General features: G+C 72.1%; 11 protein-coding genes. 4 read left to right on the forward strand and 7 right to left on the reverse strand.

Going from position 1 to position 13223, the window contains the following annotated elements; translation table 11 throughout:
• Positions 1–29: 29 nt before the first annotated feature.
• Positions 30–1382 (reverse strand): family 43 glycosylhydrolase, encoded by a 1353-nt coding sequence (locus K7862_RS01295; protein ID WP_222959539.1) that lies wholly within the window; start codon positions 1380–1382, stop codon positions 30–32.
• Between the two features lie 353 nt (positions 1383–1735).
• The gene (locus K7862_RS01300) at positions 1736–2908 is read right to left on the reverse strand and encodes a hypothetical protein (RefSeq protein ID WP_222959540.1); all 1173 of its coding nucleotides are present in this window, start codon (positions 2906–2908) and stop codon (positions 1736–1738) included.
• Positions 2909–2992: 84 nt separating this feature from the next.
• Here K7862_RS01300 and K7862_RS01305 point away from each other — a divergent pair, with 84 nt between their 5' ends.
• On the forward strand, positions 2993–3451 hold the full coding sequence (locus K7862_RS01305) for an SRPBCC domain-containing protein (protein WP_222959541.1): 459 nt from the start codon (positions 2993–2995) through the stop codon (positions 3449–3451).
• Positions 3452–3554: 103 nt separating this feature from the next.
• On the opposite strand, the gene K7862_RS01310 is transcribed toward K7862_RS01305, so the two are convergent.
• Complete coding sequence (locus K7862_RS01310; protein ID WP_262412461.1) at positions 3555–4301, reverse strand: DedA family protein; 747 nt, start codon at positions 4299–4301, stop codon at positions 3555–3557.
• 330 nt (positions 4302–4631) lie between these two features.
• On the opposite strand from K7862_RS01310, the gene K7862_RS01315 reads away from it, so the two are divergent.
• A complete protein-coding gene (locus K7862_RS01315; protein ID WP_222959542.1) occupies positions 4632–5501 on the forward strand; it encodes a hypothetical protein in 870 nt (289 codons plus the stop codon).
• A 219-nt stretch (positions 5502–5720) separates the two neighbouring features.
• On the opposite strand, the gene K7862_RS01320 is transcribed toward K7862_RS01315, so the two are convergent.
• Positions 5721–6596, reverse strand: coding sequence for an SDR family oxidoreductase (locus K7862_RS01320; protein ID WP_222959543.1), 876 nt, complete (start codon positions 6594–6596; stop codon positions 5721–5723).
• Positions 6597–6740: 144 nt separating this feature from the next.
• Between K7862_RS01320 and K7862_RS01325 the strand changes: the two genes are divergently transcribed.
• Entirely contained in the window at positions 6741–7145 is a 405-nt protein-coding gene (locus K7862_RS01325) for a winged helix-turn-helix transcriptional regulator (protein WP_222959544.1), read from the forward strand.
• A 107-nt stretch (positions 7146–7252) separates the two neighbouring features.
• On the opposite strand, the gene K7862_RS37215 is transcribed toward K7862_RS01325, so the two are convergent.
• From K7862_RS37215 to K7862_RS01335, 3 genes are read right to left on the reverse strand one after another with little or no spacing between them, the layout of a single operon-like run.
• Positions 7253–8050, reverse strand: coding sequence for a sensor histidine kinase (locus K7862_RS37215; protein WP_262412462.1), 798 nt, complete (start codon positions 8048–8050; stop codon positions 7253–7255).
• Complete coding sequence (locus K7862_RS37220; RefSeq protein ID WP_262412463.1) at positions 8022–8636, reverse strand: hypothetical protein; 615 nt, start codon at positions 8634–8636, stop codon at positions 8022–8024. Before K7862_RS37220 ends, K7862_RS37215 begins: the two co-directional genes overlap by 29 nt.
• On the reverse strand, positions 8633–9304 hold the full coding sequence (locus K7862_RS01335; protein WP_308011784.1) for a response regulator transcription factor: 672 nt from the start codon (positions 9302–9304) through the stop codon (positions 8633–8635). Before K7862_RS01335 ends, K7862_RS37220 begins: the two co-directional genes overlap by 4 nt.
• A gap of 245 nt (positions 9305–9549) precedes the next feature.
• Between K7862_RS01335 and K7862_RS01340 the strand changes: the two genes are divergently transcribed.
• On the forward strand, positions 9550–13026 hold the full coding sequence (locus tag K7862_RS01340) for a GH92 family glycosyl hydrolase (protein ID WP_222959546.1): 3477 nt from the start codon (positions 9550–9552) through the stop codon (positions 13024–13026).
• Positions 13027–13223: the final 197 nt, after the last annotated feature.

A 13223-nucleotide genomic window follows, 5' to 3' on the forward strand; every position in this document is an offset into this window, starting at 1 on the left:
CGCGATCGAGGCGACGTGGCGGGGGCCGGTCAACCCGCCGGGCGCTTGACGTAGAGGCGGTCGCCCTGCGGGCCGGTCCACTCCAGGAGGACGACGCCGGGCACGGCGGTGTCGGCCAGTCGTGCCGGGTCGGCCCAGTAGCCGAAGTTCGGGTTGCGGAAGAAGGTCGCCCACAGCCGGCCGCCGGCGTCCGTGAAGACGTTGGTGTGGCCGAGGCCCACGCCCAGGGTCCAGCGGGGCGAGTAGGGGCCCTCGAAGTGGTCGGCGACGGCGGCGACGGTGTTGTACTGGTACTGCGGCCGACTGGGGGCGGCCGTGTCGTAGGCGTGCCGGGTGCTGCCGTCGGCGGCCGTCGAGGTGCGGTCCCACGCGGCCTGCAGCAGGTAGTACTTGCCGCCGTGCCGGTGGACGTACGCGCCCTCCAGATAGGGCTCGGGCGTGTACGGCTGCTGCTGGAACTCCGGGAGGCCCGTCGTCGGGACGATGTCCTCCATGTCGTCGCGGAACCGGGCGTACCCGTTGTTGTGCAGCACCAGCCAGGCGTCGTCGCCCTCGGTGTACATGCTGCCGTCGATGTGGAAACGCGCCCCGTGATCGATGTACGGGGCGTCCGGGAGCGCGTCGCCGAAGGGCTTGTCCAGGTTGCCCTCGGCGAGGCGGTACGGTCCCTCGACGCCGCCCTCGCTCACCAGCAGGAACGAGCCCACCTTGTGGGAGCGGTCGCCCATGCACGCGACGATGTACCAGGTGTCCCGGAAGTAGTGCACTTCCGGCGCCCATACGTTGCCGCGCTTGCCGAACTGGTCGTCGTACCAGTACTCCTGCCACGGCGCGACGACCGTGCGTCCGGGCCGGTTCTCGCCGGCGAACTCCGCCGACCAGACCTTGCCCCTCTCGGCGCCGGGCCGGATGCCGGTGGTGTCGGCCAGCCGCCAGGGTCCGCGCAGGGACTCGGCCGTCCACAGGAAGATCCCGTCGTTCCAGGGGCCGGCGGTGTCGAGGCCGGGGGCCCGCGTGGTGCCGGTGGCGACGTAGAGCGGTCGGCGGCCGCCGACCCGGAAGCAGTTGACGTAGGTGTCGCGCATCCAGACCCGGCCGAGTTCCTCGTCGCCCGGACGCGGTTCGAGCGGCAGGACGAAGGAGTTGTCCTCCCTCGGCCACAGGTCCCCGCGGTTGTCCGCGAGACCGTACGGGGCGGGGTCGGGCCAGTTCGCGGGGTACCGCCCGGGCGGCGCGGGAGGAGCCGCTGCCGCGGCCCGGGTCGCCGTCCCCAGCGAACCGACGGCGGCGGCGAGGCCGGCCGCACGGGCCGTCCTGGCCGCCCCGGCAAGCAGCGCCCGCCGGCCGATACCGGCGTTCCCGTTCCGGGGACCGGCGCTCATCAATCACACTCTCCTTCGTCGTTCCGGACACCGGACCGGCGTGCGCCGCGCCGCGGAACCGCAAACTCCGTGGCTCCGCCAATAGTGTCCGTACAGGGCCTTGGGATGACTCCGAGCCAGCATGCGAAGGCCCTCCTATTTCCGTCAACAGGTCGGAGAATTAATCCGGGCCGGATTTCCCCGGCCGCTATTCCGTCAACCGGCCGCGGAATTAATCCGGTTCGGGCCGGCCGCGCCGGGCTCTTGACGACGTCGGGGCGGCGTCCCTACGGTCCCGGAGTGAAACCTTCGCAAGTTTCCAGAATCCCGGAGCGACGCTCCTCACCCCGGGCGGGCGGAAGGCGGCACGGCCGTCACCAGTCCCGGACGGAGTCCACTCCGGCGAAGAGCCCGTCGCGCGCGTCCTGGAGTCCGGGGCCGAGGACAGCTTCGGCCTCTGTCACGATCTGTCCGAGGACGTCGAAGAGCTCCTCGCGCTCGACGGTCTCGATGAAGCCCGTGCGGTGGTCGAGTTCGTTGAACGCCTCGCCGTAGGCCCGTCCGAGCTCCTCCATGCGTGCCGCTCCCTCCGCCTCCGCGGGTTCGGCGAGCGCCTGAAGGATCGCCGCACGGGTCGTCCTGTACTGGGCGACGGCCCTCTTGTAGACGGCGGGGCTGATCTGTTCGCGGCCGTTCCAGTCGCGCAACGGGTTGTCCCGGTTCGCCTCGACCCACTCGCGCCTGCGGGCCCGGCGTACGGACACATACGTACCGGCCGGGATCTCGGGTCGCCAGGCGCGGCGCATGGCCGAGGCGTACGCGGCGGGGATGCCGTAGAGATCCACGGACTCCACCTCGGGCACGCGCGACGGCCGCAGAACGTCCTCGGCGGTCATCCCGAACAGGTCGGCGATGCCGATCCCCCGCAGGCGGCTCAGCCTGTTCAGCTCACCGGCGGCACTGAGAAGACCGAGGCGTCCGTGCAGGTGGAGCCGGGTCACCGCGGGGAAGCGGTCGACGAGCCGAGCGCAGTCGAGGGAGTCGATGTCCCTGATCGTCAACTGCGCGACCTCGGCTCGCGGTGCCGCGGGTCGGCCGAGGAGGGCGTCGACCGCCGCTCCGGTGTACTCCGCCTTCCAGGCCGGGGCCGGCTCGTCGCGCAGACCGCTGTCCCATCGCCGCTGCCGGGCGAGTTGCGCGCCGGGGTGCCATCCGGAGGCCCAATGGGTCGCCGGTGCTGCGTGGAGCAGGGGCAGCGCGCCGACGACCTTGTGGCTGCGCGGCAGGATCCACTCCTGGTTGCAGAAGGACAGCGTCCCGTTCCACGCGTGGTGGGTGAGCCGCAGCGGCGCGACGTCCCCGAGGTCGTCCACGGAGGTGGGCTCGGGGCCGGACCAGTCCAACTCCAGCACGGACGCGGTCTGTGACGGGACGTCGAGACCGGTGATCTGGGCGGCCGTCCACTCCCCGAGGTCGGGGGAATGGGCGGCCACCACGTCGCCGGGCGCGAGAGGCCTGGGTGGCGCGGTCTGCTTGTCCCTGGGCATGGCGCCGACCTTGGTGGCGACTGGATGCGGTCCGGTCCGCCCGGCTCCGGGACAGACCCGGGCAGCGGTCGTAGAGTGCGAGGCGTGTATGCGACGAGGATGACGCGCCACATGGATGCCCCGCCGTCCCGGGTGTACCGGGCCCTGCTCGACCCCGAGGCGGTGGCCGCCTGGCGCGTGCCGGACGGGATGACCTGCCGGGTGCACGAGTTCGAGCCCCGCGTCGGTGGCGCGTTCCGGGTCTCCCTGACCTACGACGCCCCCGACCGGTCGGGGAAGACCGCCGGCCGCACCGACACCTACCACGGGCACTTCGTGGAACTCGTCGAGGACGCGAAGGTCGTCGAACGCCTGCGGTTCGAGAGCGACGACCCGGACGTCGCGGCCCCGATGACGATGACCACCACGCTGACCGCGGCCGGCGGCGGCACCGAGGTCGCCATCCTCCACGAGGGCATCCCCGACGCCGTCCCGGCCGCGGACAACGAGGCCGGGACCCGGATGGCGCTGGACCGTCTTGCAGGGCTCGTCGTCCGGATGTGACGCGACCTTCGCCGGAGTCTGCCGTCCGGGCGCAGCCGACTGCCCTGCATTCAGGCTGAGTTCACCGGTGCCGGTGCCGGTGCCCGTGCCGGTGCCAACGTGATCATCTGCGGGCCTCGTTGTTCTCCTTCTCGTCTCCCCGGCCGCCTGCCGTCGCCGGTGCCGGGCGTGGTGACAGGTATCGCGACGCGTCCGGGTCGCGCGCCGCGCCGCGACCGGCCCGGCGGCCGCGGCGCCACTCGAGCACGACGGGCAGGAGTCCGACGGCCACGACCCCGGCGATGGCGGGGGTCAGATATCCCGACCCCTGCCGCCCGCCGACGCCCAGGACGTACCCGGCCAGCACGAGCGACTGCGACCAGACCAGTCCGGCCATGGCCTGCCACAGGGTGAACGTGCCCGTCGGCATGCCCAGCAGCCCGGCAGCGGGGTGGACCAGGGTGCGCACGACGGGGATGAATCGCCCCAGCACCAGCGCTCGCCGCTGCCCGTACCGCGCGAACAGGGCCTCGGCGCGCCGTAAGCGCGCCTGGCTCCTGCGGCTCATCCGGCGCAGCCGCTGGGACCTGCGGCCGCGCCGCCCCATCCAGAAGCCGGTCTGGGCGCCGGCGAGTGAACCGACCCCCGCGCACGCCATGACCAGGGAGAGGGACAACCGGGTGGTGCCCAGGGTGCTGACCGAGCAGGCCAGCCCGGCCGGAAGGAGCAGCGTGTCACCAGGCAGAAGAACGCCCAGCGCCGGGATCCCCGTTTCGGCGAAGACCACCAGCAACACGGCCCAGGCGCCGAATCTCCCCAGCATCGCCTGCGGATCCAGTGCTCCCGCAACGGCCATAGGACCTGACGTCATCGATCAGTCCCCCTCTGCCCACACCGGCAGTCCTCGTGCCCCTGCTTGCTGTGGTCCAGAGCTCAGCATTCCGCGCGGTCCTTGAGCCGCGCCAGAGCGCGTGGGCCGCGGTGTGACCACGAGTGAAGTTCTACACCATGTAGTAGCTGGCTCGGACCCGGGCCGGTCCACAAGCGATCCGGAGCCGTGGCGGCATGCGCGGTCGATCACACCCGTCCGCGGGAACGCGGAGGCGGCCTCAACCGTCTACAGAGCTGTAGACACCACCAGCCGCCCGCGTCCACCGAGCGGCACGTGACCGGGGAGCACGCCCCAGGGAGGGCTGTGCCGATGCACAAGCGCGACGACGCGGCAGCGGTGAGGATGCGGCAACGGGAAGAACCCGTCGCCGTCGACCGCACGCTGCCCAGCCGCCCGACGTCCACGGCCACCGGCAAGACACCGGAGACCACAGGCGGCTTCTGGCTGACGCAGGCGCTGATCGCCGGGACGGCAGCGTGTGCCGCCACGGCCCTGTCGCATGCCGTCGGACGCCCGGTCGCGGCGGCGGCCTCGGCAGGTGTCCTCGCCGTCGCGTTGACGGCGCAGTTCCGCTCGGACCGGTACCGGGTCTGGGTCTACTGGGCCACCGTCGCGGCAACGGGAGTGACGGGGGCGCTGGCCGGCCTCGCCGGACGGGACGCTTCGGGGAACGTCGTCGTGTGGATCGGCGTCGCTGTCGCGGTCGTCTCGGCGGCGGCCGTGGCTTCCCGGCTCCTCGGGACGGTCACGCCGCCATTCACGCCACCGACGGGACGCGCGGAACGGGGTCTGGAGACGCTGTACTGGGCGGCTGTGCTGGCGACCTGTGCGGCCGGTGCCGCGGCAGTCCGGTTGACGGCGGGTTCGCTGCCCATGGGGCACGCCTTGTCCCAGGCCCTGTTCGCCGTTCTGGTCGTCGGCTGCTCGGCGGCACAGTGGCTGGCCGGCACCAAAGCGGTGGCCTGTGTCTGGGCGGCCTGGCTGACGGTCCGCTCGCTGGGAGTCTCCTTCGCGCAGTGGCTGGCGACGCCCCTCGCCCACGGCGGGCTGGGGTGGGGCCAGGGGCCGGTGACCGTGCTGCTGGGGGTCATCGCCGCAGGGCAGTTGGGCCGGTTCGCCGAGCGTGAGCAGACCGGGGGCCTCCCGTCGGAAGCTCCTGACCAAGATGGCGATCGATGACCTCCGCCGGGAAGCCCCAGGACGCCTGAAACCCGCATGCCTGCGGATCCAGCCGGGCCGGCGGGATCCGCAGGTTCACCTCCGAACAGCTCGTCCAGCGCACCCGGCGCGGCCTGGGGAACATCCGGTACCGCAGCGAACTCGCAGACGGCTGCATCGCCCAGACCGGCCTGACGACCAGACCTACCAGCGAACCCCGGCCACGTCACGAGTTCAACCTCAGTGAGGTAGGGCGGCGACCGCCAGTGCCTCGGCCAGGGTCACGGGCCGACGGCCGATCAGGCGGCGCAAGTCGCCGGAGTCGGTGTACATCTCACCGCGGCTCATGCCGCGGTCGGCGTCGGCGAGGACCTCCGCCAGTTCGGTGGGCAGGCCCGCGGTGACCAGTACCCGGGCGAAGTCGGCCTCTGGGAGGTCAGCGTAGGTGACGGGATTCCCGGCCGCAGCGGTGATCGCGGCGGCGAGCTCACTCAGGGTGAAGGATTCGTCGCCGCCGAGCTCGTACACGGCGCCGGCGTGGCCTTCAGCGGTGAGGACGACCGCCGCGGCGTCGGCGTAGTCGGCGCGGGACGCGGCGCTGATCCGCCCCTCGCCTGCGGCGCCGACGACGGTGCCGTTCCGCAGGATGTGCGGCAGTTGGCTGGTGTAGTTCTCCAAGTACCAGCCATTGCGCAGCAGCACGCTGGGGATGCCGCGGTCCCGCAGATACTCCTCGGTCTCGCCGTGCGTGGCGCCGATGACGGTGGTGGCCGTGTCCGCGTGTGTCGTGCTCGTGTACGCCACCAGCGACACGCCTACGGCCGCCGCGGCGTCGATCACGCGGCGGTGGTTGGCGACCCGCTCGCCCACGGGAACCGAGGCCGAGATCAGCAGCAGCCTGTCCGCCCCGGCGAATGCCTCGGCCAGGCCTTCGGTGTCCGCGAAGTCGGCGCGGCGTACCGTGATGCCCCGGTCGGCCAGGTCCTTGATCCTTGCGATGTCCCGGCCGGTCGCGATGATGTCCGCGGCCGGGATCCCGCGCCGCAGCAGTGCTTCGACGGTGAGCCTGCCCAGCTGGCCGGTGGCTCCGGTGACGACGATCGGCATGATGGTCATTCCTTCCTTCCGCGCGTGCCCGACACGCACGCCGCAGTCCGTCCGCGGCGGGATGGAACCCAGGATGACCTGCACACTCTCTATTGGGGAGTAGCCACTTCTTGGTACGGTACTTACCTGACCGATAGTATTGAGGTGAGCCCTGTGGCTGCTGTCGACAACGTGACCGGGCCCATACCGTCATTCGATCCGTACGAGCGGGGCTGCCCGTCGCGGGACCTGCTCGACCAGATCGGCAGCAAGTGGGCGGTCCTGGTGCTGGGCGAACTCGGCCGCAACGGGACCTCCCGGTTCGGCCGGCTCCGCCAGGCGCTGGCCGGCGTGAGCGAGAAGATGCTCACCCAGACGCTGCGCACCCTCGAACGCGACGGGCTGGTCAGCCGGACCGTCTACCCGGAGGTGCCGCCGCACGTGGAGTATGAGCTGACCGCGCTCGGCCAGACGCTGCGGGAACCGCTGAAGGCGCTCACGGAGTGGTCCGTGCTGCACATCGAAGACGTCATCACGGCCCGCGCAGAGTACGACGACCACACTGAGCGCACCCGGTAACCGGCGGCGGTCGGCGGTTCGCTCACCGACTGCTGCCTCGCCGGCACCGGCCCGAGAATCGGACTCACCTGGACAACCCGGCGCCGTCACGAGACGTCAGGGCCCGTTCAGCCGGCCGGCAGTGAGACGACGAAACGCGCTCCGCCCGGCCCGCCGCGCGCCTCGGCCAGCACGATGTCGCCTCCGGCGTTCCGGGCGAGGCGGCGCGCCAGAGCCAGTCCGAGTCCGGCGCCGTCGTGACCGTCCGAGGGGTCGGCACGCCGGCCCGCCTCGAAGACGGCGGCACCGATCCCCGGCGGGACCCCCGGCCCGTCGTCGGCGACCGTGATCTCCGCGCCGCCCGGCCGGCTCACGCACTCGACGCGGACCTCCCGGGCGGCGTACCGGCAGGCGTTGTCCAGCAGGGGGACGAGCATGCGTTCGACGACGGCCGCCGGGACTCCGGCCGCGACCGCGGGCCCCGCGACGACGACCGGGACCGCCGCGGGCGTGGCGTCGGCCGTCCGCAGGGCCACGGCCCGAGCCACTCCGGTCACGTCGCAGCGTCCGGGTACCGGCGAACCGCCCCGCTCGGACGCGGCCCGGGCGTCGGTCAGCAGGGTCTCGCAGATTTGGGCCATGGCGGCCGCGCTCACGGCGATGGCCTCGCAGGACGCCGCCTGATCGTCCCTGCTGCGCGGACGCGCGCCCAGCCATTCGGCCTCGGCGGTGATCCTGGCCAGTGGCGTGCGCAGCTCGTGCGAGAGTTCGGCGGTCAGCTGCTGCTCGTGACGGATCACGGCCGCAAGACGGTCGAGGAGGCCGTCGAGGTTGGCTGCCAGCCGTGCCAGTTCCTCCGGGCGTTCCCTGGTTCCGAACCGCTGGGAGATGGCCAGTTCACTCCACTCGGCGGCCTGGGCGCTCATCACCCCGACGGGGAGCAGCGCACGGCTGGCCACCCGCACGGGCCACGAGATACACCCCGCCCAGCAGCGCCGCCGCGAGGGCTGTCGATCCGAGGAGCACGGACTTCTCGGTGGACCGGGAGGGGTCCAGCGCGACCGCAGCGACCACGGTTCCCACCTGACGGCCGCCGGCCGTGGCAGTGACCGGCAGTGCGAAGAGGCGGTGCGGGACTGGTTCGGAGGCGTCGGCGAACACCTCGGACCGCCCGGCCAGTTGATCGGCCCGCCGTTGCAGCACCCGCGGCTCGCCCGGGCGTTCGACGGCGACCCGGCCCTGGTAGATCCACAGTCCCGCGTCCAGCACCTGGTCGTCGGCGGGTTCGTGCACCACGATCCGGCCGTCGGACCCGGCCTCCAAGGTGGCCGCCACCGCGGCCGACCGGGTGCGCAGCAGACCGTCGGCCTGGCCGCGCAGCTGTGCCTCCAGCACCAGATTGGCGGCGACGGTCAGTGCTGTCACCCATACCGCGCTGGTGGCCACGGCGAGCAGGGCCAGCCGGCCCCGGAGGGTCCGGGGCCTCACTCCTGCCAGGGACTTCGTTCTCATGCGAAGCGGTACCCGACACCGCGTATGGTGCTGATGGCCTCGGCGCTGCCGCCCTCGCGCAGTTTGCGCCGCAGCCGGGTCATGTACTGGTCGAGCGTGTTGTCGCTGACGTGTGCGCCTTCGGGCCAGGCCGCCCGCAGGAGGGCCCTGCGCCGCACCACGGTGCCCGGCGTGGCCATGACGCAGGCCATCAGCCGGAATTCGGTGGGCGTCAGGGGTACCGTCCGCCCGTTGACCTCCAGCACGTGCGCCACCGGGTCGAGCCGCACGTCGGCGACCGCGACCGCCGCGTCCCGCCCGGCCCGGCGCAGCGCCGCGCGGAGCCGGGCGGCCAGCTCGGCCAGGTGGAACGGCTTGGCGAGGTAGTCGTCGCCACCGGCCGTGAAGCCCGACAACCGGTCGGGCAGCGCGCTGTGGGCGGTCAGGAAGACGACCGGCACGTCGATCCCGTCGGCTCGCATCGCGTGGCACACGTCCCGTCCGTCGGAGTCCGGCAGGCCGATGTCGAGCACGACCGCGTGGACGCGCGAGGGCGACCGTACGGCTTTCAGTGCGCTCGCGCCGTCGGCGGCCGTGAGGACGTCGAAGTCCTCTTCACGCAGGCCACGGGCGAGTATCGCGCGCAGTCCGTGGTCGTCCTCGACGATCAGGACGCGGTGGGAACTCACCGGAGCAGTATCGCGGACGGCGCCGGCGCCCGTGCGCACCGACGCCACTGCGTGATCGACGTGTGCGGCCATCGGCGGCCGCACCGGCAGCCTGGGGTCGGGTGACGCCCCCTCAATTCAACTGCTCACATGGGTGACTGCTGAGATGAATGGTGGCTGCACGAGGCTTGTGGGGGCGCACCGCACGGGGATACAACCTCCTCGGTACCTCCTCGATAACGTTGTCAGAGCGGAAGGCCCTGCGCATGCCCCTTCGTCACAGGCAACCACAACGCCGCCGCCTGCGAGCCCTGGTGGTCGCCGTCGCGGCCGCCGGAACGTTCGCCACCGGCAGCGCCGGAGCCGCGGTGGCCGGTTCCCCGCCCTTCTCCGCGCCGGGCACCTCTCCGGGGGACGCCCTGGTCAGCGACCCCGCGGCGCTGGTGAACCCGCTGATCGGCACCGGCTCGGGCGGCGCCACCGTCGGTCAGGTGGACAGCTACCCGGGCGCGACCGCGCCCTTCGGCATGGTGTCGTTCAGCCCCGACACCCCCTCGCGCCCCGACGGCGGCGGCTACAACTACGACGACTCGTCGACCACCGGCTTCAGCCTCACCCACATGTCCGGGCCGGGCTGCGGCGCCTTCGGCGACTTCCCGATCCTGCCGACGGTCGGCGCCCTGCAGGCCGACCCGGCGAGCACCACCTCGGCGTTCCAGCACGCCCACGAGCACGCTTCGCCGGGCTCCTACGGCGTCACGCTTGACCCCGGCACACCCACCGCGGTGCAGGCCGAACTGGCCGCCACCGAGCGCACCGGCATCGGCCGCTTCACCTATCCCTCGACGACAGCCGCCAACATGCTGTTCAAGATGGGCGAGGCGCAGTCCGGCAACCAGGCGGCGAACATCCAGGTCGTGGGTGACCGCACGGTGACCGGCACCGAGACCGCGGGACAGTTCTGCGGTTCGCCGGGCACCTACCCGGTGCACTTCGTGGCCACCTTCTCCCGGCCGTTCTCCTCCTACGGCACCTGGCACACCGCGCCCGCGGGGCCCAACGTCTTCACCCAGCCCACCGGCGACCTCCCCTGGAGCTACCACGAGGTGGCGAGCGGCGGCACCCCGGCGACCATCGCCCCCGCGACCGCGGCCGACGGAAGCAGCGCGGTCTCCTGGAAGCAGAGCAACGCCCTCGCCAACACCTGGATCGAGACGACGCCCAGCGGCCTGACCCAGGGTGCCTCGTACCAGGCGAGCGTCACGCTCCAGGGCACCGGGAACGTCTACCTGAACTTCTACAACGGCCGCCAGGACGTGGGCGGCACGCCCGTCACCCTCACCTCCACGCCGGTCACGCTGACGGTGGACACCGCCATCCCGACGGGCTCCATCGGCGCACCCCAGTTCCAGGTGCGCACCGCGGGCACCGGGCCGGTGGACCTGCTGGCCTCGGCGGCGTCGATCCGGCAGGACGAGGTCGTGAAGTCCCCCGGAACCGCCAAGGTGACCGCGCACGGCTCGGGACGCGTCCGGGTGCCGGCGGGAGCCGACGGCAAGCCGGCCGGGGCCGGCACCGGGACCCCGGTGGCCCCGCGCGGGGTCGAGGCCAAGGGCGCGCAGTCGCGGACCCAGGTCGCGGGCACCGACGGACTCGGGTCGGGTGCGTGGGTCAGCTTCGACACCACCTCGCAGCAGCAGGTCACGATGAAGCTCGCCCTGTCCTACGTGAGCCAGGACAACGCCACCGCCAACCTGGCGCACGAGAACCCCGGCTGGAGCGTCGGCGCGGTGGCCCGGCGCACGTCCGCGCAGTGGAACAGCCTGCTGTCGCGCATCCGCATCGGAGGCGGGACCGCCGCCCAGCGGCAGGAGTTCTACACCGCGCTGTACCACACGATGCTGGAGCCCAGCATCTTCTCCGACGCCGACGGCGACTACCTCGGCTTCGACGACAAGGTCCACCGGACCGCGCACGGCGCCGTGCAGTACGCCAACTTCTCCGGCTGGGACATCTACCGCTCGGAGATCCCGCTGCTGGCCGTGATCGCCCCGGAGCAGACCAGCCAGATGATGACCTCGCTGCTCAACGACCAGGCGCAGGGCGGCTGGCTGCCCAAGTGGGGCTTCGCCAACGACTACACCGACGTCATGAACGGCGACGCCGCCGACCCGATCCTGGCCGAGGCGTACGCCCTCGGCGCACGGGACTTCGACGCCCACGCCGCGCTCGCCGCCATGGTGAAGGGCGCGACACAGATCCCGGCGTCCCCCGCCGAGATGGGCCAGGGCTGGTACGTCGAACGGCCGCAGCTCGCCCCCTACCAGTCGCTGGGATACGTCCCCAACACCACGCAGAGCTCCCTGTCCCCGACGAACAACGGCGCTTCGGAGACCATCGAGTACGCGACCGCGGACTTCGGGATCGCCCAGCTCGCCAAGGCCCTGGGCGAGGACTCCACGTACCGGACGTTCCTCAAGCGGTCCCAGAACTGGACCAACATCTTCAACACCGCCACGGGGTACATCCAACCGCGCGACGGAGAGGGCCAGTTCCCGCAGTTCGACCCGACGACGGACGGCATGGGCGCGTTCGGCCAGTCCGGCTTCCAGGAGGGCAACGCCGCCCAGTACACCTGGTCGATCCCGCAGAACATCCAGGGCCTGATCACCGCGATGGGCGGGAACGACGCGGCCGTCAAGCGGCTGGACACCTACTTCCAGCAGCTCAACGCCGGCCCCAACCAGCCCTATGAATGGGCGGGCAACGAACCGGCGTTCGGCACCCCGTGGATCTACTCCTACGCGGGCGCGCCCTACAAGAGCGAGCAGATCGTGCACCGCCTGCTCACCTCGGTCTACTCCGACACCCCCGGCGGCGAGCCCGGCAACGACGACCTGGGGTCGATGAGTTCGTGGTTCGTGTGGTGCAGCCTGGGGATGTACCCGCCCACTCCGGGGACACCGGTACTCACCCTGGGGGCACCGATCTTCTCCCGGGCGGAGTTCGACCTGCCCGGCCACCGGCTGCAGTTGTCCGCACCCGGCGCTTCCACCACCACCTACGTGCACGGTGTCACGGTCAACGGCACGTCCTGGTCCCGGGCGTGGCTTCCGGCCTCCCTGCTCACCGGCAGCGACGCCCCAGCCGGCCTGCCGGCCACCACGCGGCTGAGCTTCGCGCTCTCGTCCACGGCCGACACGTCCTGGGCGGCGGCGGCGGCCGACGCACCGCCGTCCTACCCGGCCGGTCCGCTGGAGTTCCCGCCGGGGCGCAAGCCCATCATCCTCACCCCCACCGGGCCGAACCTGCTCGGCGACACGCCCACGGGTCAGCTCGCGTGGCAGGGCCCGGTGCAGAACGGCGTGGGCTCGGTTCCCGGCACGGTGGCCGCCGCGACCACCCCCGAGGGGGCGAGCGCGGTGCGCTGGACCGAGACCTCGGCGGCTCCGAACACCTGGATCTGGGTGGACCCGGTGTCGCAGGTGCCCGCCGGCCAGAGCTATCAGGCGTCCGTCACCCTTGAGGGCACCGGCACGGTCTACCTGGACTTCTGGAACGGTCAGCAGGACCTGTCCAGTCAGACCGTCCAGCTCACCGGGACACCGCAGACGCTGACCGTCCAGGGCGCCGTTCCCTCGTCCGCGGGCACCCACCTCCAGATCCGCACCGGGGACACCGGCCCGGTCGACCTGTACGCGAGCGCGGCCTCGCTGCGCGTGCTGACGCCGCAGCAGAACTGACGGCTCGCGGCGGCACGAACCGGGGCGTCCCGCCATGGGCGGGCGCCCCGGTTTCGCGACCGCCCACCCTCTGATCAGCCCGTCCGCCGGGCAGGGTGAGAAGATCCTTCCCACCCATTGTCGCCGGGGAGGGCGGCAACTACGCTCTGCCCGTCCGCGCTGTGCGTGCCCCACATCCCCCCACTACAGGGGCGGAC

Origin of the sequence: Actinacidiphila acidipaludis, assembly GCF_019890725.1 — a bacterium.
Classification (GTDB): Bacteria; Actinomycetota; Actinomycetes; order Streptomycetales; family Streptomycetaceae; genus Actinacidiphila; species Actinacidiphila acidipaludis.